General features: G+C 63.1%; 22 protein-coding genes and 5 tRNA genes. 17 read left to right on the forward strand and 10 right to left on the reverse strand.

Annotated features, from left to right (window positions below; translation table 11 throughout):
* The 6 genes from G454_RS18720 to G454_RS0110525 all read right to left on the reverse strand — a co-directional run.
* Positions 1–367: GTP-binding protein (locus G454_RS18720; protein ID WP_035107622.1), on the reverse strand; the 367-nt coding region annotated here is incomplete at its 3' end.
* Between the two features lie 168 nt (positions 368–535).
* Positions 536–612, reverse strand: a tRNA-Met gene (locus tag G454_RS0110505).
* A gap of 48 nt (positions 613–660) precedes the next feature.
* A tRNA-Thr gene (locus tag G454_RS0110510) sits at positions 661–736 on the reverse strand.
* Position 737: 1 nt separating this feature from the next.
* A tRNA-Met gene (locus tag G454_RS0110515) sits at positions 738–813 on the reverse strand.
* Positions 814–874: 61 nt separating this feature from the next.
* Positions 875–960 (reverse strand) — tRNA-Tyr (locus G454_RS0110520).
* 5 nt (positions 961–965) lie between these two features.
* Positions 966–1,040 (reverse strand) — tRNA-Thr (locus tag G454_RS0110525).
* Positions 1,041–1,250: 210 nt separating this feature from the next.
* Between G454_RS0110525 and pdaA the strand changes: the two genes are divergently transcribed.
* The 3 genes from pdaA (at position 1,251) to G454_RS0110540 (ending at position 3,321) form a co-directional block, all read left to right on the forward strand.
* On the forward strand, positions 1,251–2,213 hold the full coding sequence (pdaA, locus tag G454_RS0110530; protein WP_027718598.1) for a delta-lactam-biosynthetic de-N-acetylase: 963 nt from the start codon (positions 1,251–1,253) through the stop codon (positions 2,211–2,213).
* A 122-nt stretch (positions 2,214–2,335) separates the two neighbouring features.
* Entirely contained in the window at positions 2,336–2,659 is a 324-nt protein-coding gene (locus G454_RS18725; protein ID WP_281168464.1) for an autorepressor SdpR family transcription factor, read from the forward strand.
* Positions 2,656–3,321 (forward strand): SdpI family protein, encoded by a 666-nt coding sequence (locus G454_RS0110540; protein ID WP_051276227.1) that lies wholly within the window; start codon positions 2,656–2,658, stop codon positions 3,319–3,321. Before G454_RS18725 ends, G454_RS0110540 begins: the two co-directional genes overlap by 4 nt.
* Here the strand turns inward: G454_RS0110540 and G454_RS18730 are convergent.
* On the reverse strand, positions 3,280–4,344 hold the full coding sequence (locus G454_RS18730) for an NAD(P)-dependent oxidoreductase (protein WP_051276230.1): 1,065 nt from the start codon (positions 4,342–4,344) through the stop codon (positions 3,280–3,282). The two genes, G454_RS0110540 and G454_RS18730, sit on opposite strands and share 42 nt — an antisense overlap.
* A 41-nt stretch (positions 4,345–4,385) precedes the next feature.
* On the opposite strand from G454_RS18730, the gene G454_RS18735 reads away from it, so the two are divergent.
* A complete protein-coding gene (locus G454_RS18735) occupies positions 4,386–5,675 on the forward strand; it encodes an MFS transporter (RefSeq protein ID WP_281168465.1) in 1,290 nt (429 codons plus the stop codon).
* Between the two features lie 23 nt (positions 5,676–5,698).
* On the opposite strand, the gene G454_RS0110555 is transcribed toward G454_RS18735, so the two are convergent.
* Complete coding sequence (locus G454_RS0110555; protein ID WP_027718600.1) at positions 5,699–6,013, reverse strand: LapA family protein; 315 nt, start codon at positions 6,011–6,013, stop codon at positions 5,699–5,701.
* A 4-nt stretch (positions 6,014–6,017) separates the two neighbouring features.
* Positions 6,018–7,547, reverse strand: coding sequence for a phosphoenolpyruvate carboxykinase (ATP) (locus G454_RS0110560; protein WP_027718601.1), 1,530 nt, complete (start codon positions 7,545–7,547; stop codon positions 6,018–6,020).
* A 227-nt stretch (positions 7,548–7,774) separates the two neighbouring features.
* On the opposite strand from G454_RS0110560, the gene G454_RS0110565 reads away from it, so the two are divergent.
* The 13 genes from G454_RS0110565 to G454_RS0110625 all read left to right on the forward strand — a co-directional run bounded on the left by G454_RS0110565 (position 7,775) and on the right by G454_RS0110625 (position 20,910).
* Positions 7,775–7,972 carry a ferredoxin gene (locus tag G454_RS0110565; protein ID WP_027718602.1) on the forward strand — a complete coding sequence of 66 codons (198 nt, stop codon included), beginning with the start codon at positions 7,775–7,777 and terminating at the stop codon, positions 7,970–7,972.
* 217 nt (positions 7,973–8,189) lie between these two features.
* On the forward strand, positions 8,190–9,368 hold the full coding sequence (locus G454_RS0110570; RefSeq protein WP_027718603.1) for an ABC transporter substrate-binding protein: 1,179 nt from the start codon (positions 8,190–8,192) through the stop codon (positions 9,366–9,368).
* Positions 9,369–9,449: 81 nt separating this feature from the next.
* Positions 9,450–10,322 (forward strand): branched-chain amino acid ABC transporter permease, encoded by an 873-nt coding sequence (locus G454_RS0110575; protein WP_027718604.1) that lies wholly within the window; start codon positions 9,450–9,452, stop codon positions 10,320–10,322.
* A gap of 28 nt (positions 10,323–10,350) precedes the next feature.
* Entirely contained in the window at positions 10,351–11,256 is a 906-nt protein-coding gene (locus tag G454_RS18740; protein ID WP_051276234.1) for a branched-chain amino acid ABC transporter permease, read from the forward strand.
* Entirely contained in the window at positions 11,249–12,022 is a 774-nt protein-coding gene (locus G454_RS0110585; RefSeq protein ID WP_245574375.1) for an ABC transporter ATP-binding protein, read from the forward strand. Before G454_RS18740 ends, G454_RS0110585 begins: the two co-directional genes overlap by 8 nt.
* On the forward strand, positions 12,016–12,714 hold the full coding sequence (locus tag G454_RS0110590) for an ABC transporter ATP-binding protein (RefSeq protein WP_027718606.1): 699 nt from the start codon (positions 12,016–12,018) through the stop codon (positions 12,712–12,714). The genes G454_RS0110585 and G454_RS0110590 overlap by 7 nt, the downstream gene beginning before the upstream one ends.
* 27 nt (positions 12,715–12,741) lie before the next feature.
* Entirely contained in the window at positions 12,742–14,385 is a 1,644-nt protein-coding gene (gene hutU / locus G454_RS0110595) for a urocanate hydratase (protein ID WP_027718607.1), read from the forward strand.
* A gap of 22 nt (positions 14,386–14,407) precedes the next feature.
* Positions 14,408–15,622 carry a helix-turn-helix domain-containing protein gene (locus tag G454_RS0110600; RefSeq protein WP_027718608.1) on the forward strand — a complete coding sequence of 405 codons (1,215 nt, stop codon included), beginning with the start codon at positions 14,408–14,410 and terminating at the stop codon, positions 15,620–15,622.
* 5 nt (positions 15,623–15,627) lie between these two features.
* The gene (hutU, locus tag G454_RS0110605) at positions 15,628–17,274 is read left to right on the forward strand and encodes a urocanate hydratase (RefSeq protein ID WP_084413428.1); all 1,647 of its coding nucleotides are present in this window, start codon (positions 15,628–15,630) and stop codon (positions 17,272–17,274) included.
* Between the two features lie 15 nt (positions 17,275–17,289).
* Positions 17,290–18,192: a glutamate formimidoyltransferase gene (gene ftcD, locus G454_RS0110610; protein WP_027718610.1), complete on the forward strand. Its 903-nt coding sequence runs from the start codon at positions 17,290–17,292 to the stop codon at positions 18,190–18,192.
* Between the two features lie 8 nt (positions 18,193–18,200).
* Complete coding sequence (hutI, locus tag G454_RS0110615; RefSeq protein WP_027718611.1) at positions 18,201–19,463, forward strand: imidazolonepropionase; 1,263 nt, start codon at positions 18,201–18,203, stop codon at positions 19,461–19,463.
* Between the two features lie 51 nt (positions 19,464–19,514).
* Positions 19,515–20,606, forward strand: coding sequence for a DUF763 domain-containing protein (locus tag G454_RS0110620; RefSeq protein WP_035107625.1), 1,092 nt, complete (start codon positions 19,515–19,517; stop codon positions 20,604–20,606).
* A gap of 25 nt (positions 20,607–20,631) precedes the next feature.
* On the forward strand, positions 20,632–20,910 hold the full coding sequence (locus tag G454_RS0110625) for a TFIIB-type zinc ribbon-containing protein (protein WP_245574376.1): 279 nt from the start codon (positions 20,632–20,634) through the stop codon (positions 20,908–20,910).
* A gap of 4 nt (positions 20,911–20,914) precedes the next feature.
* On the opposite strand, the gene G454_RS0110630 is transcribed toward G454_RS0110625, so the two are convergent.
* On the reverse strand, positions 20,915–22,300 hold the full coding sequence (locus G454_RS0110630; protein WP_027718614.1) for an MFS transporter: 1,386 nt from the start codon (positions 22,298–22,300) through the stop codon (positions 20,915–20,917).
* Between the last annotated feature and the right edge of the window lie 14 nt (positions 22,301–22,314).

Consider the following 22,314-nt stretch of genomic DNA (forward strand, 5'->3'; position numbering starts at 1 on the left):
CCAACAATATGTGCTCCCGCGTCTGCGGCATCGGCCCGTCCGCCGCCGAAACCACCAGTATCGCCCCGTCCATCTGCGCCGCACCCGTAATCATGTTCTTCACATAGTCCGCGTGCCCCGGACAGTCCACGTGCGCATAGTGCCGCGCCTCCGTCTCGTACTCCACGTGCGCCGTGTTTATCGTGATCCCCCGCTCCCTCTCCTCCGGCGCGTTGTCTATCTCCTCGTATTTCTTGTACGTCGCCTTCCCCACCTTCGACAACACCAGCGTGATCGCCGCCGTAAGCGTCGTCTTCCCATGGTCCACGTGCCCTATCGTCCCTACGTTCACGTGCGGCTTCGTCCGCTCAAATTTCGCCTTGGCCATAAATCACCTTCTCCTCCTTGCCACCACATTTTTGCACACTTATAAATTATTTCCGCACCGGGAGCGACTCATGCAGCAATACAAGACAGTGAATTCGCTACAAAAAAGAAAAATCCTCCTTAAAGACCAAAGTCGCCGGCTCTTTAGACCGGCGACCGCATAAAAAAATGGTAGCGGCGCAGGGACTCGAACCCCGGACACAGCGGGTATGAACCGCTTGCTCTAACCAGCTGAGCTACGCCGCCACGAGATGCACCGGCCGCCGCCTGTAAAGGCCGGCGGCCGGTCAGAGCTGGAGCCACTAACCGGGATTGAACCGGTGACCTCGTCCTTACCAAGGACGCGCTCTACCCACTGAGCTATAGTGGCATGGTTGCGGGGGTAGGATTTGAACCTACGACCTTCGGGTTATGAGCCCGACGAGCTACCGACTGCTCCACCCCGCGTCGCTATATTAATTATAGCATACATCCCCTTGTTTATCAAACCCCTCTTTTGAAGGGTTTGTGGTGGAGGGGGCAGGATTCGAACCTGCGAAGGCTTCAGCCGGCAGATTTACAGTCTGCTCCCTTTGGCCACTTGGGTACCCCTCCACAACTGGAGCCGACAGCGGGACTCGAACCCGCAACCTGCTGATTACAAATCAGCTGCTCTACCGTTGAGCTACGCCGGCGCGAAGCAATTTTAATCTTAGCAAAAAAAAATCCCGCTGTCAATACTGCAGGAAAACCGTTAAAATTGCCGGCGGAAATGCCGGGACAGGAAAAAGCGCAAAAGGTGTCGAATTCCTGGTAGCAGGCAAAAGAACGCCGGGAATAAACCGCTTTTTTTTCATGCAAGCTAAAATCGGAGTCGCCGGCTTTTGCGGAAAGGAGGAAAACCATTGCCTAAAAAGAAAAAGGACTGGAAAAGGTACCTGGCGGCGGGCATCTTTGCCGTCGTCGCCCTGGCCCTGGGAGGCTATTTCGCCCACAAACTGGCCCCCCAGGGCGGTGACGCGGGCTCGGCGGCTTCCCTAACCCAAACCGCCCGTCCGCCCGCGCAGAACAGCCCTGCCCAGCCGCCAAACGGCGGTTTTGCAAACGCCCCGCGCGAGCAGCCCTCTTCCCCCTCCCCGCCTACTACCCACTCCCTCTCCAACACGCGCTACGGGTGGGGCATCAAGCGCAACAGCAATCACCAGCAGCCCGAGGTGCCCGGGAACATCCGCGCGCTCCTCTCCCGCTACGATGCCTACTGGGTGGGCTCCCCCGCGGAAAAGGTGCTCTACCTCACCTTTGACGAGGGCTACGAAAACGGCTTCACGCCCAAGATACTGGACGTTTTAAAGGCCAACGGCGTCAAGGCCGCCTTTTTTGTCACCGGGCACTACGTAAAGACCCAGCCCGAGTTGGTGAAGAGAATGGTCGCCGAGGGCCACATTGTGGGCAACCACACCATGAACCACCCCAGCCTCCCGGACCTCAGCAACGAGGAAATTAAAAAGGAACTCCGCGAAGTGGAGGACCTCTTCTACGGGCTCACCGGCCAGAAGATGCGCTACCTCCGCCCGCCCAAGGGCGAGTACAGCGAGCGCACCCTGGCGGTAACCAGGGACCTGGGCTACTACAACATCTTCTGGAGCCTGGCCATGGTGGACTGGGTGCCCATGCCCGGCGGGCCCCAGGAAGCCTACCAGACGGTCATGGACAACCTGCACAACGGGGCAGTCATCCTCCTGCACGCCGTCTCCCGGGACAATGCCGAGGCCCTGGACAGGATCATCAGGGACGCCAAAGCCCAGGGGTACACCTTTAAAACCCTGGACGACCTGGTGAGCGACCACCGGGGTACAGGCGCAGCATAAAATATCCTTGGGGCAAAGGCACCGCACCTCCTGCGGTGCCTTTTGATGCTTATAAAAATGTTTTCCCTTGACTTTGCGTCTTTCATGGGTTAGAATTTCTCCAAGTTTAAAATCATCAAAATATGGCCTTGCCGGGTGATCCCATGTCCATCGGTGCCGTCTTTAAAGCCCTGGGGGACGAGACGCGGCGGGAGATCCTGCGCCTCCTGGCCCGGGGAGACATGACGGCGGGCGAAATAGCCCGCTCCTTTACCCTCTCCCGCCCCACCATTTCCCACCACTTGCACATTTTAAAAGAAGCGGGGCTGGTGCTGGAGGAAAAGAGGGGGCAGCACGTCATTTACTCGCTGAACATGACGGTTTTCCAGCAACTAACCGGCTGGCTGCTGGAGATCCTGCACTCCGTCACCGCCCGGGAAAGGAAAGGGGGTGCAAAATCCCCGTGAGCGGCAAGCGCGACCTTCAGCCGGTGACGCCGGGCAGCGAGTGGCCGGCCCTGGCGCTGCTCCTGGCCATGTTCGTGGCCGGCGCGGCAGCTTATGCGCACCTCCCCGAAATGGTGCCGGCGCACTGGAACCTGAAAGGCGAGGTGGACAATTACTTCTCCCGCTTCGGCGGAGCCTTTGCCCTGCCCCTTTTGGCCGCAGGTATCTACCTGGCCATGCTCCTGCTGCCCTTTGCGGACCCGCGGCGGGAGAGCTACCGTCGCTTTGCGGGCGCCTACCGGGCCGTCAGGATGGGGCTCCTGGTCTTCCTGGCCGCGCTGCACGGCCTCATCCTGGCCGTCGGCCTGGGAGGCCCCGCGGACCTTGTGCCCCGCATTGTTCCCCTGCTTACCGGCGCGCTGTTTGTGGTTATCGGCAATTACCTGCCCCAGGTGCGGCCCAACTATTTCTTTGGCATCAGAACCCCCTGGACGCTGGCGGACGAAGAAGTGTGGCGGCGCACGCACCGCTTCTCCGGCCCGGTCTTCGTGCTGGCCGGCCTGGCGGTCATGGCCGCTTCCCTCCTGCCCTCTCCGGCAGGCTTTACCGTCACCATGGTGGCCCTGGGCGCGGCGGTCCTCTCAACCGTCGTCTACTCCTACCTGCTCTTCCGCCGGTGGTGAAAACACGTGCACAAGCGGCCTGCCGGAGAGAAAGTTGGCAATTTCCCCCGCCACGGCCTCTGCCGCCCTCCGGGGCACGGCGGTAGTCTTGCCCCCCAGGTGGGGGGTGAGGATCACGTTGGGCAGGGAAAAGAAGGGGTGATCCGGGGGTGGAGGCTCTTCCTTTAAGACGTCCAGGGCCGCCCCCCGGATTCTCCCCTCTTTCAGGACCCGGTAAAGGGCCCCCTCATCTACCAGGTCCCCCCGGGCGGTGTTGACCAGGCAGGCCGTCCTCTTCATCAGCGACAGCTGGGCTTCGCCGATCAGGGCGCCTTTCCCCGTGCCGGGGCGGGTGTGCAGGCTCACAAAGTCGGCGCGGGCCAAAAGCTCTTCCAGGGAAACGGGCTCGGCACCCGCGGCGCGGATCTCGCCCTCCCCCACGCGGGGGCTGTGCGCGATGACGGTCATGCCGAAGGCCTTTGCCCGCTCCGCCACCAGGCGGCCCACCCGCCCGAAGCCGATAATGCCCAGGGTCGTGCCGGCCAGCTCAAGCCCCTCCAGCGCACTGCGGCACTCGTAGCTCCAGGCGGCGGCTCCGGCGCTCTTCACCAGGTCGCGCGCTTCCCCCAGGTTGCGGGCCAGGCACAGGATCAAGGCCAAGGTGAGGTCGGCGGTGGAGGCCGCCGCCCTGCCGGGGGCGTGGACCACCGGGATGCCGCGGGCGGCGGCTGCCGCCACGTCCACGTTTACCGGGTGGGCGCGGGCGCAGGCAATCAGGCGCAGCCGCCCGGCGGCGGCTATAACTTCCCTGCTCACGGGGGCCTTATGCACCACCAGGATGTCCACGCCGTGCAGCCCGGAGGTCAGCTCCCGCGGGGAACCGTAAAATTCCCTTATCCCTTCCACTTCCCCCGCCGGTGCCCCTGCCCCGGCCCCGGAGTGCAGAACGTCTATTTCCACCGGCAAGCCGGCCAGGAGCACCGGCAGCCTCTCCACCAGCGCCCGCGCGGTGAGGGTCCCGTCATCCACTATACACAGGCGCACTGCAGTTCACCCCTGCCGCCACCTGCCGCCTTTACCTTAATATTACCAGTCAGCCGCGGCACAGCAAAGGGCCTTTCCCTTTACAGAAAGGCTTCCCGGGGCTTATAATAGGAGCCATGATGGAAGAAAAACACAAAAGCTATGCCTTCTTCCTCGTCAACCTGGCCGTGTTCCTGGATACGCTCCTTTACGGCATCATTGTGCCGGTCATTCCCCACTACGCCACCACCCTGGGCATCTCCACCATCTGGCTGGGCTTTATTTTTGCCGCCTACTCCGCCGGCCTCCTGCTGGCCGGCGTGCCGTCCGGCATGGCCTGCGACCGCTTCGGCTACCGGCCGGTCATGGTCGGCGGCGCGCTGGGTCTCACCCTGGCCACCATCGCCTTTGCCTTTTCGCGCTCGGCGTGGATACTGGCCGCCAGCCGCTTCGTGCAGGGGGTGGCCGCCGCCGCCACCTGGTCGGCGGGCCTGGCTCTGGTGGCCATCCTCTACCCTCCCCAGGTGCGGGGGCAAAAAATGGGGGTGGCAATGGCCAGCACCGGCCTGGGCACCATCCTGGGACCTCCGGTGGGCGGCGCGCTCTACCAGTGGGCAGGCTACGCCAGTCCCTTCTTGCTAACCGCGGTCCTCGGCCTCCTCCTCACCCTCCTCCTCTGGTGCGGCTCGTGGCCGAAAAACAGGCCGTCACGGCCCAGAGGCCGCTTTTCCTGGGCGGGACTCCTGGCCGGCCCCAACATCCTCCTGGCCACCGCCATCACCCTGGCCGGCAGCTTCGGCTACGGCATGCTTGAGCCCACCCTGCCCCTGCACCTGCACGAAAGCTTTGACCTGGACAGCGCCAGGGTGGGGCTCTTTTTCGGCCTTTTCAGCGTCACCTACTCCCTCTGCCAGCCCCTGGTGGGAGCGCTGGCCGACCGCCTGGGCAGGAAGCCCTTGATTTTTGCCGGCCTCCTGGCCGAAGCGGCCCTCCTGCCCTGGCTGGCCCTGGCCAAGACGCCAGCCGCGGAGGCCTCCGTGATGGCCCTTTTGGGATTTGCCGTGGGCACCTGCTCCACGCCGCTCCTGCCCCTCCTGGCGGACTCCGCGGAAAAGCTTTTGTCCGGCAATCCCGGCATAAAAGAGGAGGCGGCGCCGCGTGATAGCCCCTACGGCACCGCCTTCGGCCTCACCAATACCGTTTACTCCCTGGGCCTGGTCCTGGGCCCCCCTGTGGGCACGGCACTCTTGCAGCAGCACGGGTTTACCCCCGTGGCCTTTACTCACGGGGCCATCATGGGGGCAGCCGCCCTCGCGGTCGCCGCGTACATGCGCGAGACGCTGGCAAAGTGAGCGGGCAGGAGCCCGCGCCGGTATCAGGCGGGCGGGCCGCCGCCCGCTTCCTTATTCCTGGCGGCAGCCAGCTCGGCCCTTAATTTTTGCACCTCCGCCTCCAGGCGCCTCACGTAAAGGTAGCGCCTGAGCTGCCACCACACCCCCAAGAACAGCACCGCCAGCGCCCCGGCGGCGGTGGAAAGCAAAATGATCAGCACCTTGGAAATCCCTTCTATGCGCCAGGCCAGAAAGTTTATCCCCACCGGCTCCGGGTTCTGCACGGCAAACACGGCCACCAGCAGAGCCAGGCACAGGGCCGCCACAAAGTAGATCTGGGACCTGCTAATACGCCCCACCCCCCTACAGGACGGCGGCCACGATTTCCGCCTTTAACCCGGGGTATTTCGCCAGCCAGCGCCTCCTTTCCTCCCGCAGTTCTTCCACCAGCCGCCTGTATTCCGCAGGGCTGTAGTAAGATGCCGGGTCGTAGGGGGACAAATCAAGGCCCGGGATGGCGGCGGCCACCTGGTAGCCCCAGTCCTCATCTACCTTCCAGATGATGCTGTCGCGGGCAATTTCCCGCAGGATGTGGGTGGACACGCCCACGGTAATTTTCTTGCCCGGGAAGCCCGGCCTTGCCCCCACGCTGCCGGTGTTCAGGAGGTAGGCCTCCATATCCGGATTGGCGCGCAGGATTTCCAGCAGGCGGTTGCCCTCTTCTTCCTCCGGGCCGATGATGAACGGGTTGGTGCCCACTTCCCGCTTGGACTGCCCGGCCCGGGTGGGGTCGCCCGCCGAAGTCTCTATGGACTCCCCGAGCATGAAATAGGCCGCCGCCTGCTCTGCCGTGAGCTTGGCCACCGGCGGTATAATGGTGTCCCGCCGGGTGATGAAAATGAGGCGGTGGGCCTTGTCGAGGTCGATGCGGTCGTCGGTGCCCGGCACGTCGCGGCGCAGGATCACCCCCCGCCCGTTGGTGGTTAGCTCGTAGTCGTCAAAGAGAATGCGTCCGTCGCCGTCAACCTTGACGTTTTCAAAAACGGCCCCCGGTGAGGTGGCCGCCCGGTAAAGGACCACCTGCGACTCGTCCAGCCCTTCGGTTTTAATGTAAAAGCCGTTTTCCGTACCGTAGCAATACCCGGTGGGGTCCATCATCACCACGTCGTCCTGGCGGATGATGACCCCCTCCTCGCCGCACAGCCCGTGGTCGTGCATGGTGAGGGTGGTTTTGCCCGTGCCGGAAAGGCCAAACAAAATGAAGCCCACCTCTTTGATGCGCCCACCGGCATCCCGCACCCGCAGCACCTTGCTCCCGGCGTGCAGCCCCAGCCAGCCGCGCTTCTTCACCACGTACATGGCCATGCGCAAAAACGACTTCTTGCACTCCCCGAAATAATCGGTACCCAGGATGTAGGTCACGCCGGCTTCCGGGTGGCAGAAGATGAGGCGCTCCGGCCACTCGGGCACGTAGACGCTCACCAGGTCGGGCTCGCCCTCCGGGTCCTCCGGGTCGAAGAGCATCTTGTGCCACTGCAGGGGTATGCGGGCGTACTCGGCGGTAATGTACAGCCGGCAGTGCAGGCGGAAGTTGGGATGGTTGCCCATCTGCCTGTCCAGGCGGATGATCGCCTTTTCTTCCAAGTACCTGCCGACTTGTTCCACCACCTCCAGCGCCCGCTGGCGGGAAATGCCCTGCTGGTCCACCCCCAGGCGCACCCCGTCCTCCACGATATAGGTAAACCTGGCGCTGCGGTTGCGCACCTTGGTTATATAGCTGGCACTGCCGTACACGGTGGTCTTCTCCTCGTGGGAGGCCAGCGCCCTCAGCACTTCTGGCGCGGGGTTGACAATTTCCTCCCTGGCCCTGATGGGGCGGCGAAATTCGTGCATACCCAACCCACCTTTTCTGCCACATTTTTTGGCTTAAAGGGGCTATTTGTGCCCCGGTATAAGCAATTTATGTTATCACTTCTACGTTCCGGGCATTTTTCCTGCACCCTGAATACAAAATACAACCAAAATTTTTTCGCCCCCCTGTCTTGCGGCAGGCCGGCGGTGATATAATACGTGTGGCGGCAAAGGCCGCTCATCCTGCCCCTTTAAGGAGGTATGTAGCCTTGGCCAGAATTCCTTACATCGACACGGAAGAGTGTATGGCCTGCGGGTCCTGCGCCGAAACCTGTCCCGACGTGTTTGCCATGAACGAGGAAATGGGCTTTGCCGTGGTGGTCAACCCCTACGGGGCCAGCGAGGACGAGATTCAAGAGGCCATCGATATGTGCCCCGCCCAGTGCATCCACTGGAAAACGGAGTAACGGGTCGAGCCGAAAGGCGGCTGGCAGGCCGCCTTTTTTATTTGGCCAAAAATTTTTCCTGGCCCAAAGAAAAACATTCCTCTAGGAAGCGGCGCGGGTGATGTGGGATGATTTCTATGGGGCAAGCCGGAGAAAGGGGGTGGGCAGGCAGCAGGAAAAGAAGACGGTCGATGCGGGCCCAAATTAATCCACTAGCTAACGGGGGGAGCGATAGGGAATGAGAAAGTGGCTCTTGCCGGCGCTGGCCCTCCTGCTGGTAGCTGCCGTGGTGGCAGGGTGCGGGGGCGGCACCCAGGGCGGCACCCAGAGCAAGGAACCGGTTAAAATCGGCTTTTTTGCCCCCATCACCGGACCGGCGGCAGCCGACGGGCAGAGCGCCATGCAGGCGGCCAAGCTGGCGGTAAAGAAGATTAATGAAGCGGGAGGCATCAACGGGCGCCAGGTAGAGCTGGTGGACTACGACGACAACCTCGACCCGAAGCAGGCGGTTAACATCGCCCAGAAGCTCACCACCAAAGATAAGGTGGTGGCCGTCGTCTCCGGCTCTTACAGCGGCCCCACGCGGGCGGCAGCCCCCATTTTCCAAAACGCCAAGATCCCCATGATCAGCGCCTACGCCATCCACCCTGAGATCACCAAGGCCGGGGACTACATCTTCCGCCAGTCCTTCGTGGGCACCATCCAGGGCAAGGCCGGGGGCTACGTGGCCGTTAACCTGCTGAAGGCAAAGAAGATCTCCATACTGCACGTGGATAACGATTTCGGCAATACCCTGGCCAAGTCGTTCCAGGAGTACGTCACCGCCAACGGCGCGCAGGTGGTTTCCAACGACTCCTTTGCCATGGGCGAAAAGGAGTTTACCCCCGTCCTCACCAAAATCAAGCAGCTGAAACCCGACCTGGTCTACATCCCCGCCTACGCCGGTGAGGGCGCCCAGATCGTGCGCCAGGCAAAGGATCTGAAGCTGGAGGCGCAGCTCCTGGGCACCGAGGGCGTGGATTCCACAACCCAGTTCCTGAAGGTGGCCGGGGAAGCCGCGGAAGGGCTGATCATTACCACCAACCTCAACCGGGATTCCAGCAGCAAGGTCACACAGGACTTCATTAAGGAGTACACCCAGCAGTACGGGCACGCCCCGGACATGGTAGCCGCTTCCACCTACGACGCCTTTATGGTGCTGGCCGCGGTAATGAAGCAGCAGGGCCCTGAGCCGGAAAAGATCAAGGAAGGCCTGTACAAGATAAAGGACTTTGAAGCCGTAACGGGAACCATCAAGGGCTACAACAAGCTGGGCGAAGTCATGAAGCCCGTGCAGGTGCAAAAAGTGGAAAAAGGTAATTTCCGGTACTTTGCCGAAATCACCGACCCGGCAATCATCACGCCGCCGGAAAGCTAAGCTCATTGCCCAAGGCGGGCACCCGTTAACAGCCGGGTGCCCGCAATCACGTCCTTTTAATTTTGGTGAGGAGGGCGGGCCGTGTTCTTACAGCAAGTGGTAAACGGTATTGTGGTGGGCAGCGTTTACGCCCTGACAGCCCTGGGCGCCACGCTGGTCTACGGCATCCTGCGCATCCTGGATATTTCCAACGCCGCCGCCTACGCCACCGGCGCCTACATCGCCTTTTTTGTTTACTCCGCCACGGGCAACCTCCTGCTTTCCTTTGCCGCCGGCGTGGTGCTGACGGCCCTCCTGGGGCTCGCGGTGCAGAGATACCTCTTTGCCCCCTTAATGGAAAAGCCGCCCCTGGTTTCGCTGATTGCCAGCATCGGCCTGTTCATCTGCACGCAGGACCTGCTGCGCCTTGTGGCCGGCCCGCAGATTCAAAATTTCCATGCGGGCGGCGTCCTGCCCAATATCTACCTGGAAAGGATCAACCTGACCGTTTACGGCTCCTGGGTGATCGTCCTCCTCGTTACCGCCGCCCTGCTGGCCTTCCTCTACCTCCTGCTCAACCACTCGGCCATCGGCCTGGCCTGGAGGGCAACCGCACAGGATCTGGAAACCACCCAGGCCATGGGGATAAACACCAACCGCGTGATTGCCTTAAACTTCCTGCTCGGCTACGGGTTTGCCGCCGCGGCGGGCATTATGGTGGGCATCATGTACAAGTACGTCTTCCCGACCATGGGAGATGTGCCCGCATACAAAATGCTGGCCGTTATCGTGCTGGGCGGGCTGGGGAATCCCCTGGGCACCGTGCTGGCGGCCATGATCATCGGCCTGGCCGAAACGCTGATCGGCGGCTACATCGGCTTCTTCCTGCCGCGTGACGCCCTCGCTTTCGTCATCCTCATCCTCATCCTCCTCTGGCGCCCGCAGGGCCTCCTGGGGCGCCGGCAGGCCAATTAACGACGTTGCATAAAGAGGGAGAAGGCTTATGTACGAGCAAGTAGTGGCCGTAAACGCAGGCATTTTCATGCTCCTGGCCATGAGCTTAAACATCATCACCGGTTTTGCCGGCCAGCCAAACCTGGGCCACGCCGCCTTCTTTGGCATTGGCGCCTACACCTCCGCCCTCCTGGTTGCCAAGGCCAAGGCTGGCTTCTGGCTGGCCCTCCCGGCAGCGGGATTAGTGGCCGGCCTAACGGGCATGCTGCTGGGCTTAATCAGCGTGCGGGTAAGGGAAGATTTCCTGGCCGTCACCACCATCGGCATAAACTTCGTGCTGGTGGCCGTTTTCCAGTACGTCCCCTTTTTCGGCGCTTCCCTGGGGCTGGTCGTGCCGCCGGCAACCGTATTCGGCCGGCGGCTGGATACCGGCGGCTTCCTGATCCTGCTGCTTGTTTTAAACATCCTGGTTTACCTGCTGTGCCTGCGGGTGCGCTTCTCCTGGCTCGGCCTGGCCCTGGGCGGCATCCGCAATGACGAGCAGGCCACCGCTTCCCTGGGGTACAACGTCAACCGCTTCAAAGTCTTTGCCTTTACCATAGGCACCTTTATAGCCGGCCTGGCCGGCAGCGTCTACGCCCACTTCATGGGCTTCATCATGTCCACGGACTTTTCCTTCCCCGTGTCCGTGAGCATCATGGCCATGGCGGTTCTGGGCGGCCTGGGCACCATAAGCGGCCCGCTGCTGGGCGCGGCCATCCTCACCCTGGCGCCGGAAATCTTCCGCTTTGTGGCCGACTACCGCATGCTGGTGTACGGCGGCCTTCTGGTCCTCATGATGCGCTTTTTGCCCCAAGGGCTGCTGGGCGAAAACAGCCCCCTGGCGAACCTGCTGGAGAGGCGGCGCCCCGGCCCCGCAGGCCGTGTCGCACCGGGAGGTGGAAACCGTGGCTGAACGCCGCGTGCTCCTGGAGGTGAAAGGCCTAAAAAAATACTTCGGCGGCTTAAAGGCACTAGACGGCGTCGATCTGGCCGTCTACCGGGGGGAAGTCCTGGGGCTCATCGGCCCCAACGGGGCGGGCAAAACCACCCTCTTCAACCTCATCTGCGGCACCCTGGCACCCACCGCCGGGAAAATATTGCTCGAGGGGAGGGAAATCCAGGGCTTACCGGCCCACGCCATTGCCCACCTGGGAATTGCCCGCACCTTCCAGATTACCAAAATATTTAAAGACCTGACCGTGCTGGAAAACGTGCTCTCAGCCATGGGCCGGCACAACTTCCGGCACCTCCTGGGCTCCCTGGGCAGGAGCCACGCGCGGCCCATGCTGGAGGAAGCCCGCCGGTACCTGCAACTGGTCAACCTGGAGGACAAGGGACACCTCAAAGCCGGCAGCCTGAGCATGGGACACATGAGGAACCTGGAGATTGCCCGCGCCCTGGCCCTAAAGCCCGTCCTCCTCATGCTCGACGAGCCGTGCGCCGGTTTAAGCCAGCCAGCCATTGAAGAGTTTGTCGCCCTGGTCGACAGGCTCCGCCGCACCGGCCTCACCATTGTGCTGGTGGAGCACAACATGGCCGTGGCCACCAGGCTCTGTGACCGTATGGTGGTGCTGAACTACGGGCGCAAGATTGCCGAGGGGACGCCCGCACAGGTGCAAAACGATCCCCAGGTCATTGAAGCTTACCTGGGCCGGGAAGAGGATGAGCTGGCATGCTAAGAGTAGAAAATCTCGCCGTGTCATACGGCCGCTCCCAGGTACTTTTTGACGTATCCCTTGCCGTCGAAAAAGGAGAATTCGTAACGGTTATCGGTGCCAACGGGGCCGGGAAAACCACCCTCATGAAGGCCATCATGGGCCTCTTGCGACCCTTTCAGGGCAGGATCGTTTTCCGCGGTGAGGACATCACCGCCAGGCCCCCCTGGTACCGGGCGGAGCTGGGCATCGGCTACGTACCCGAGGGCCGGCGCGTTTTCCCGGACCTTACGGTGGAAGAAAACCTGCGCATTGGCGCGTGGCGCCGGGCAGCTTCTTTTAAGAGATCTTGCGAGCGCATTTTCACCATCTTTCCCCGCCTGGCCGAGCGGCGCCACCAGCTGAGCAAGACTTTAAGCGGCGGCGAGCAGCAGATGCTGGCCATTGCCCGCGCGCTGGTCCTGGAGCCGGAGCTTTTGCTGGTAGACGAGGTCTCCATGGGCCTCATGCCGCTCCTGGTTAACCGCAGCTTCAAGGTCCTGCGGGAATTAAACAGGGAGGGCGTTACCGTTCTCCTGGTAGAGCAAAACGCCCGCCTGGCCCTGCGGGCGGCCCACAGGGGCTACGTCCTAGAAACAGGGAGAATTGTACTCTCCGGCCCGGCAGCGGAGCTTTCCGCCAACGAAATGGTCAAAAAGGCCTACCTCGGAGGTTAAAGGCAAATGGGGAAAGGTGGGAACGGGGTGCAAAAGATATGGCGCGCGCCCCGGGGCAGGGAACTGACCTGCCGCGGGTGGCAGCAGGAAGGAATTTTAAGGCTTCTGCTTAACTGCCTGGATCCCGAAGTGGCCTTAAAGCCGCAGGAGTTGATCGTCTACGGCGGCGGCGGCAAGGCGGCCCGCAACCACGCCTGCCTGGAGGCCATTATTGAGGCCCTGCGGGAGCTGGGCAACGATGAAACGCTCCTGGTGCAGTCCGGCAAACCGGTGGCCGTCTTCCGCACCTTTCCCTGGAGCCCCCGGGTACTGATGGCCTGCGCCCTGATCGTCCCGGCCTGGGCCAACTGGGATCATTTCCGGCAACTGGAAGCAGCCGGCCTGACCATGTTCGGGCAGTCCACCGCGGCGGCCTGGGCCTTCATCGGCACCCAGGGTATCTTGCAGGGTACCTTTGAGACCTTTGCCGCCATTGCACGGCAGCACTTCGGCGGGTCGCTGGCCGGGCGGGTGGTGCTGACCTCCGGCCTGGGCAACCTGGGCGGCGCCCAGCCCCTGGCCGTGACCATGAACGGCGGCGTGGCTCTGGTGGTGGAGGTAGACCGGAAAGCCATTGAGCGGCAGCTGCTGAACTCGTACTGCGATCTCATGGTTACCGACACCGACACCGCTTTGGAGCTGGTGCAGGAAGCCATGGAAATGAAGCAACCCCGCTCCATTGCCCTCCTGGGAAACGCGGCAGATATCTATCCCGAACTGGTCTCCAGGGGCTGGCAGCCGGACATCGTCACCGACCAGACGCCTGCCCACGACCTGCTGGGCGGCTACATCCCCGCAGGTCTTTCCCCGGCGGAGGCGGAAAAGCTCCGCGCGGAGGACCCGGGCACCTACCTTGAACTCTCGCAGCGCTCCATCGTCAGGCACTTAAAGGCCATGCTGGCCTTCAGGGAGCGTGGAGCCGTCGTCTTTGAGTACGGCAACAACATCCGCCAGCAGGCCTTCCGCCTGGGAGTCGAGAGGGCCTTTGAGATACCGGGCTTCGTGCCCGCCGCCATCCGCCCCTTTTTTTGCGAGGGCCGGGGACCCTTCCGCTGGGTGGCCCTTTCCGGGGAACCTGAGGACATCTACCGCATCGACGAGGTCGTCTTGCGCGAGTTTGCCGACCAGCCGCGCCTCGTACAATGGATCAGGGCCGTGCAGGACCGGGTGCCCTTTCAGGGCCTGCCCGCACGGGTCTGCTGGCTGAACTACCGGGAGCGCTGCCACCTCGGCCTGCTGATTAACGAGATGGTGCGGCGGGGCGAGCTGGTCGCCCCGGTAGCCATCACCCGTGACCACCTGGATGCCGGCGCCGCCGCCTCGCCGGTACGGGAGACGGAGGGAATGCTTGACGGCAGCGACGCCGTTGCCGACTGGCCGGTCCTCAACGCCCTCCTCAACAGCATATCCGGCGCTACCCTGGCCGGGGTTTTCCACGGCGCCGGGGTGGGCATCGGTTACTCCATCCATTCCGGCATGACCGTCATTGCCGACGGCAGCAGTGAGGCGGCATGGCGCCTGGAGCGGGTGCTGACCAACGACCCCGGGCTGGGCATCATCCGGTACGCCGACGCCGGCTACGAGTTGGCCCGCAAAGTGGCCGGGGCAAACTTCCGCCGGCCCCTGGACTGACCGGCTGCACGGGGTGATGTTTATGGGCCCGGACGTCCTCAGCAGCCTGAAAAGGGAATTCACCTATGCCCTTATTTTCGGCAACCTGACCAGCATAAAGGAAATCATGGAGCGCAAGAAAGCCTTGTCCATAGGGCCGCTCCCCAACCACGCCCTCCTGGTACAGATCGACAACCTTGCCGCCGTTACGGCAGGCAAAAGCCACTTCTTTAAGCAGGGCCTAAAACAAAAACTGTGGGAGGCGGTGGAGGCAGCCTGCCGCCACCTCCCTGCCGGCCTGGCGGCGCCGGTGGGGGACGAAGGGGTTGCCGTGCTGCTGCCCCTGGAACATGCCGGGGATGAGGAGGCGCTGGTGGCCAGGGCCGTGGAGCAGGGCAGCAGCCTGCGCGAGGAAGTCTGCGCGCACTTTTCCCTCCCGGCACCGGTATCCGTAGGCATAGGCAGGGCCTACCGCGACGTCCGCCAGATCAACCTTTCCTACCAGGAAGCGCGGGAAGCCCTGCGCTACCGGCCGCCCAACCAGCAGGGAGTGGTGGTGCACATCGCCAACGTCACCCCCCGTTACTGGCCCACCGACCTCACGCCGGAAATCCACTCCCGCCTCCTGGAGCGCATCCGCCTGGGGGACGGTGAAGGAGCGGCCCGCCTGCTGGGAGAGATGATGCCGGATGATGCCCCAAACACCGGGCCCCACTCACCCTACAACCTCAAAGCCTGGACCGTGGAGCTGATGCTGGCCATGTGGCGCGCCGCCAGCGAAAACGGCCTGGACACGGGAGCCATGGCCAGCGGGCTAAAGTACCTGCAGCAAATTTCTGCGGCCACCTCCGCTGCGGAAATGCGCCGGGTAATCATGAGCGCCGCGCGGGAACTGGCCGCACAGGCCGCAGCGCGCCTCACGGGAATGAGGTCCCAGGTCGTCAAGCGCGCCCTGGAATATATCAACCGGCATTACGCGCACCCCATATCCCTGCACGACGTGGCCAGCAGCGTGGGGCTGAGTTCCTGCTACTTTAGTTATCTCTTCAAAAAAGAGGTGGGCCAGAAGTTTATCGACTACCTGAGCCACCTGCGCATTGAAAAAGCCAAACAACTCCTGCTGACCACCACCATGAGCGTGGCCGAGATTGCCCACCGGGTGGGGTATCACGACCCCAACTACTTCAGCAAGGTGTTTAAAAACCTCACGGGCGTCCCGCCCAAACAATTCAAAAACCAAATCCTGGAAAGGAGCTGATACCAGTGCCTGAAGTAATCCGTGCTCCCAGGGGCAACCAGCTCACCTGCAAGGGCTGGGTGCAGGAAGCGGCCATGCGTATGCTCATGAACAACCTGGACCCCGAAGTGGCCGAGGATCCGGCCAACCTGATTGTCTACGGGGGTACGGGAAAGGCTGCCCGCAACTGGGAGTGCTACCACGCCATCGTGCGCACCTTAAAGGAGCTGGAGAACGACGAAACGCTCCTGGTGCAGTCCGGCAAGCCCGTGGGCGTGTTCAAGACCCACCCCGACGCGCCGCGGGTGCTTATCGCCAACTCCCTCCTCGTCCCTCACTGGGCCACCTGGGAACACTTCTGGGACCTGGAGAAAAAGGGCCTCATCATGTTCGGCCAGATGACCGCCGGCAGCTGGATCTACATCGGTTCCCAGGGCATTATCCAGGGCACCTATGAAACCCTGGCGGAAGTGGCCCGCCGGCACTTTGGCGGCACGTTGGCCGGACGCCTAGTGCTGACGGGAGGCATGGGCGGCATGGGCGGCGCCCAGCCCCTGGCCGTGACCATGAACGAAGGCGTCTGCCTTTGCGTGGAGGTGGACAGGCAGCGCATTGAGCGCCGCATAAGGCAGAAATACTGCGACCTCATGACCGATAACCTGGATGAAGCGCTGGCCTGGGCACTGGAGGCCAAAAAAGAAAGGCGGCCGCTCTCCATCGGGCTGGTGGCCAACGCCGCCGAGATCTTCCCCGCCCTGCTGGAGCGGGGCATCATCCCGGACGTGGTCACCGACCAGACTTCGGCCCACGACACCCTAAACGGCTACGTGCCCCACGGCCTCCCGTATGCGGAAGCATTGAAGCTGCGGCGCGAGGACCCGGAAAAGTACAAGGAGATGGCCTTACGCTCCATAGCCGTGCACGTGGAGGCCATGCTGGAATTCATGCGCCGCGGCGCGGTGGTCTTTGACTACGGTAACAATATCCGCGCCCAGGCCTACAAGGGGGGGGTTAAAGATGCCTTTGCCTTCCCCGGCTTTGTCCCCGCGTACATCCGGCCTATGTTCTGCGAGGGCCGCGGGCCCTTCCGCTGGGTGGCCCTTTCCGGCGACCCGGAGGACATCTACAAGACCGATGAGGTGGTCCTGCGCGAGTTCGGCCACCACCAGGGCCTGCGGCGGTGGATCACCATGGCCCGGGAAAAAATACAGTTCCAAGGCCTGCCGGCGCGGATCTGCTGGCTGGGCTACGGGGAGCGGGCCCGCTTCGGGCGCATCATCAACGAAATGGTGCGCAGGGGCGAGCTGAAGGCACCGGTCGTCTTTGGCCGCGACCACCTGGACTGCGGTTCCGTCGCCTCACCCTACCGGGAAACCGAGGGAATGAAGGACGGCAGCGACGCCATTGCCGACTGGCCGATCCTCAACGCCCTCATCAACGCCGTCGGCGGTGCCTCCTGGGTCTCCGTGCATCACGGCGGCGGGGTGGGTATGGGCTACTCCATACACGCCGGCATGGTCATCGTAGCCGACGGCAGCGCGGAAGCCGACGAGCGCCTGCAGCGCGTGCTGACCACAGACCCGGGCATGGGCATTGTGCGGCACGCCGATGCCGGCTATGAAGAGGCCATCGCCTTTGCCAAAAAGCACGGGATTAAAATACCCATGCTTTAAGCGCAGGTGGTCACGGTGGTAAAAATCGTGGAATGCGTCCCCAACTTCAGCGAGGGACGGCGCCCCGAGGTGATCAACGAAATTGTGCGGGCCATTCAAAGCGTGCCGGGGGTGGCGGTGCTGGATGTGGAAGCAGACGCCGACCACAACCGCTCCGTGGTCACCTTTGTGGGTGAGCCCGCCGCGTGCCTGGAAGCCGCCTTTGCCGGCTGCGCCGCCGCCGCCCGGCTCATCAATATGGAAGAGCACCGGGGAAGCCACCCACGCATAGGGGCCACCGACGTAATACCTTTCGTGCCCGTCAAAAATGTGACTATGGCCGAGTGCGTGGAGCTGGCGGCAAGACTCGGCCGGCGCATTGCGGAAGAGCTGGGCATCCCGGTGTACCTCTACGGCGAGGCAGCCCGCAGGCCGGAAAGGAAAAGCCTCCCCAACATCCGCCGTGGGCAGTACGAGGGCCTTAAAAGCGAAATAGCCAGGCCGGAGCGTCACCCAGACTTCGGGCCGCCGCGCCTTCATCCCACCGCCGGCGCCACCTGCGTGGGCGCCCGGCCTTTCCTCATCGCCTACAACGTGAATCTCAACACGCCCGACGTTACCGTGGCCCAGCGCATAGCCGAAGCCGTGCGCGAAAAAGACGGCGGGCTGACCAACGTGCGGGCCATCGGCATCTACCTCTCCGCGCGCCACCAGGCTCAGGTTTCCATGAACCTGCTCGACCCGGGGCGCACGCCCGTGCACAGGGTGCTGGAGCTGGTGCGGCGGGAAGCGGCCCGCTACGGGGTAAGCGTGACCGGCACCGAGATTGTCGGCCTCGTGCCGGCAGAAGCCCTGCTGGCGGCAGCGGCATACTACCTCCAGCTGGAAAACTTTGATCCGGCCCGCCAGGTGCTGGAATTCCGCCTCCACAAGGAGTGACTGCCTTCATGCAAGCCGACCTCCTGATATACAACGCCGGCCAGGTGCTGACCATGGCCGGCTTTTCTCACCGCCCGAAGCGCGGCCCGGAGCTGGCCGATACAGGGTTGATAAAGAACGCCGCCGTAGCCGTCAGCCAGGGCCGTATAGTGGCCGTCGGTCCGGAAAGCGAGGTCAAGCAGGACGTGCGGCTGGAGCGCGAGGGCCTGGCCATAGACGCCCGGGGAGGGGTGGTGCTGCCGGGCTGGGTGGACCCGCATACCCACGTCCTCTACGCGGGATCGCGCGAGGAAGAGTTTGCCCTCAAGCTGGCCGGCGTCAGCTACCTGGAAATCCTGCGCCGCGGCGGGGGGATAAACACCACCGTGCGGCACTGCCGCGCGGCCAGCGACCAGGAGTTGCTCGCCCAAACCCGCGCCAGGCTGCAAACCATGCTCCACCACGGCACCACCACGGCGGAAGCCAAGTCCGGCTACGGCCTCAGCGTGGAAGAAGAGCTGCGCCACCTGCGCCTCATCAACGCCCTGGCCCGCGAGGGCCCGCTGGACCTCATCCCTACCTTCCTGGGAGCCCACGCCGTACCGCCGGAGTACCGCGGGCGCCAAAGCGAATACGTGGAGCTGGTAATAGAAGAAATGCTCCCGCGGGTGGCCGCAGAAAAGCTGGCCCTTTTCTGCGACGTCTTCTGCGAGGAAGGGGTTTTTTCCGTGGAGGAATCCCGCCGCATCCTCACCCGCGCAAGGGAACTGGGGCTTAAGCTGAAAATCCACGCCGAGGAGCTAAGCGAAACCGGCGGCGCCCGGCTGGCGGCAGAACTGGGGGCGGTGTCGGCAGACCACCTCCTGCACGTTTCGCCGGAGGGCATGCAGGCTCTCGCGCAAAGCGGCGTCATGGCCGTCCTCCTGCCCGGCACTTCTTTTTACCTGCGCGAAAAATACGCGCCGGCGCGGGAAATGATTGAAGCAGGCGTTGCCGTAGCCTTGGCCACCGACGCCAACCCCGGCTCCTGCCCCTGCGAAAACATGCAGCTGGTCGTCAACCTCGCCTGCCTCTACCTCAGGCTCACGCCCGAAGAGGCGCTGGCCGCGGCCACCATCAATGCCGCCCACGCCGTCGGCCGCGCCCACCTGGTGGGCAGCATTGAGAAAGGAAAGCAGGCCGACCTGGTCATCTACGAGGCCCGGGACTACCGCTACCTGGCCTACCACTTCGGCGTTAACCTGGCGCGGTGGGTGATTAAAAAAGGCCGGCCTGTAAAAACGCCTGCATGAAGGGAAAATCTCCGGCGGGGGCGAAAAAGAAATAGCGGGTGGTGGGCTATTTTGCGCACCGGCACAGCAGATCTGCCGCTGCACGGCGGCAAATGCCCGCCGTGGTTGTTCGGGCGCATGGTGAGAATGGGCGGGGCGATCCTGGAGGCCATGGTTTATGATGCCGGGCCGGAATTTGTGCTGGCCAGGCTGGCCGACCCCTACTGGTTCCAGGCCCTGGGCTGTGCGCTGGGGTTTGACTGGCATTCCTCCGGCCTCACCACCACCGTCTGCGGCGCCCTGAAGGAGGCCCTGCGCGAGCGCGGCCCCTACCTGGGCCTTTTTGCCGCCGGCGGTAAGGGAAAAACCTCCCGCCAGACCCCCGCCGAGATCCTGTACACGGGGGAGAAGTACCCGCTGGCCAGAAACCCGGAGGAGCTGGTGCAGGCCAGCCGCATGGCCGCCAAGGTGGACAGCGCCGCCGTGCAGGACGGCTACCAGCTCTACCACCACACCTTTTTCTTTACCTCTTCCGGGCACTGGGCGGTGGTGCAGCAGGGCATGAACGAGGCCACCCGCCGGGCCCGCCGCTACCACTGGCTGAGCCTTACGCTAAAGGACTTCGTCTGCGAGCCCCACGCCGCCGTGTGCTGCGACCACCGGGGCGAGGCCCTCAACCTGGTGGCCGGGGAGAGTGAGCCGGCGCGCCGCGTAATCGGCATGCTGGCCCGCGAAAAACCGGAAAAAATAATCCGGGAGCTGGCCAACCTGAAGGAAAAAAACCTTTCCCTACCCGCCAGGCACAAATTAATGCTGGAGGACATATCCCCCATCGGCCTGCACCGGGTGCTGCTCAAGAGCTACGAGCGCCAACCGGAGGATTTTGCCGCCCTGCTGGCCACCGAAGGGGTGGGCGCCAAGGCCCTGCGGGCGCTGTCGCTCCTTTCCGAGCTGGTCTACGGCACGCCCCCCAGCTACCGGGACCCCGCCCGCTTCAGCTTTGCCCACGGGGGCAAGGACGGCCACCCCTACCCGGTGGACCGGCAGACCTACGACCGCTCCATTGCCTTTCTGGAGAAGGCCCTTTCAGAGGCGCGCCTGGGCAGGCAGGAAAAAATAGAGGCCTTCCGGCGCCTGGGCAACTGGGCCAGAAGGGCCTTCTAATACATCTCTTTTTAAGGAGGGTTTTGTGCAGTTGGTCAAAGAGTGCCCCGTTTGCCGCACACCGCTAAGGGAAACGCCGCGCTACGGCGTGCTGCTGGACCTTTGTCCGCGCTGTCGCGGCGTCTGGCTTGACGGCGGCGAGCTGGAGAAAGTTATCTCCCTCGCCCGCGAGTTCCATCACACCTACGAAGAGCACTACATCGGGCACCAGCCGTACCACCACCCCCAGGCCCACCCGCCCCACCACTACAAGCACAAAAAGAAGCACAAGTTCCTGGAAATTTTTGAAGACCTCTTTGACTAATCGCCTAGGCGCCCGTTTCCCTCACCCGGCCCCGGGCCATGGAGGCCGCCACTCCCAGGAGGCATAAAAAGGCAAACACGCCAAAGGAAAGCCTCATGCTCTTCAAGAGGAGGGGGGCAACGGTCGGGGTCAGGGCCAGGCCCTTTAGGTAAAGGCCGAAAAAGAAGGTGATCATGGCCATGCTGAAGGCCTGGCCGACCAGGCGCATGGTGCTGACGGTAGCCGAGGCCACGCCGTAGTAGCGCCTTTCCACCGCGCTCATGACGGCATTGGTGTTGGGGGAGGAGAAGAACGCAAAACCGACGCCGGCCACCGCCAGGCCCCCCACCAGCAACTCCAGGGGCGTGTCCGCGCCCACCGTGGAGAACAGAAAGAGGCTCAAGGCGCTCAAAAACATCCCCGCCGAGGCCAGCAGCCGGGGCTCAAGGCGGTCGGAGAGCCTGCCGGCCAGCGGCGAGAGCAGGGCCATCAGTACGGGCTGAGCCAGGAGGATGAACCCCGCCACCTGGGCGTCCATCCCCTTAACCACCTGCAGGTAAAGGGAAAGCAAAAACCCCGCCCCGAAGGTGGCGCTGTAGTGGATGAGGGCGGCCAGGTTGGAAAAGGCAAAAACGGGGTTTTTAAAGAGCACGAGGTTTAAAAGCGGGTGGCGGTAGCGCAACTCCTGCCAGATAAAGAGGGCCAGCAGCAAGAGACCCACGGTGAAGAACCACCAACCGTAGGCGTCGGTCTTCAGGGAGGAAAAGCCGTACATCAAAAGGGCCATGCTCAAGGTATAGAAAACGGCCCCCGGCAGGTCGTAGTCCTCCCCCGCCGCGCCGACCCACTCTTGCTTCACCCGTGTGGCCGTGAGCAGGGCCGCCGCCGCGCCCATCACGAAGGCGAGCAAGAAAATGGAGCGCCACCCCAGGTAGTGGGTCAGAAACCCGCCCAGCACCGGGCCCAGGGAAAGGCCGGTGTAGACCGCCGCCACGTTTATGCCCAGGGCCTTGCCGCGCTCTTGCGGGGGAAAAACGCTGGTTAAAATGGCCATGCCCGTACTGAAGATCATGGACCCGCCGATGCCGTGCAGGGCCCTGAAGAGCAGCAGCACTTTGCCCGAGGGAGCCAGGGCGCTGCACAGGGAGGAGAGGCTGAAAACCACCAGCCCGGCCAAAAAGACCTTTTTGCGCCCGTAGAGGTCCGCCGCCCGGCCAAAGGGCAAAAGAAAAGCCGCCGAAGTCAAGAGGAAGGCGGTCACCACCCAGTTGAGCATCACCGCCTCCAGGTGAAACTCCCTGCCGATGGCCGGCACGGCCAGGTTTACGGAGCTGCCGATGAAGGGAGTTAAAAAGGCAGCCATGGCGGCCACCACCAGCACGTACCGCCTGTTTTTTTCTTCCGCCTGCATTTTCCACTCACCCC

The organism is Desulfovirgula thermocuniculi DSM 16036, assembly GCF_000429345.1.
GTDB classification, from domain to species: domain Bacteria; phylum Bacillota; class Desulfotomaculia; order Desulfotomaculales; family Desulfovirgulaceae; genus Desulfovirgula; species Desulfovirgula thermocuniculi.

Bases quoted from the DNA above. Each gene is read 5' to 3' on its own strand.
- G454_RS18725 (WP_281168464.1), top strand. From the start codon at position 2,336: ATGGCCTTGCCGGGTGATCCCATGTCCATCGGTGCCGTCTTTAAAGCC.
- G454_RS0110560 (WP_027718601.1), bottom strand. From the start codon at position 7,547: ATGCACGAATTTCGCCGCCCCATCAGGGCCAGGGAGGAAATTGTCAAC.
- G454_RS0110570 (WP_027718603.1), top strand. From the start codon at position 8,190: ATGAGAAAGTGGCTCTTGCCGGCGCTGGCCCTCCTGCTGGTAGCTGCC.
- G454_RS18740 (WP_051276234.1), top strand. From the start codon at position 10,351: ATGTACGAGCAAGTAGTGGCCGTAAACGCAGGCATTTTCATGCTCCTG.
- G454_RS0110590 (WP_027718606.1), top strand. From the start codon at position 12,016: ATGCTAAGAGTAGAAAATCTCGCCGTGTCATACGGCCGCTCCCAGGTA.
- G454_RS0110600 (WP_027718608.1), top strand. From the start codon at position 14,408: ATGGGCCCGGACGTCCTCAGCAGCCTGAAAAGGGAATTCACCTATGCC.
- hutI (WP_027718611.1), top strand. From the start codon at position 18,201: ATGCAAGCCGACCTCCTGATATACAACGCCGGCCAGGTGCTGACCATG.
- G454_RS0110630 (WP_027718614.1), bottom strand. From the start codon at position 22,300: ATGCAGGCGGAAGAAAAAAACAGGCGGTACGTGCTGGTGGTGGCCGCC.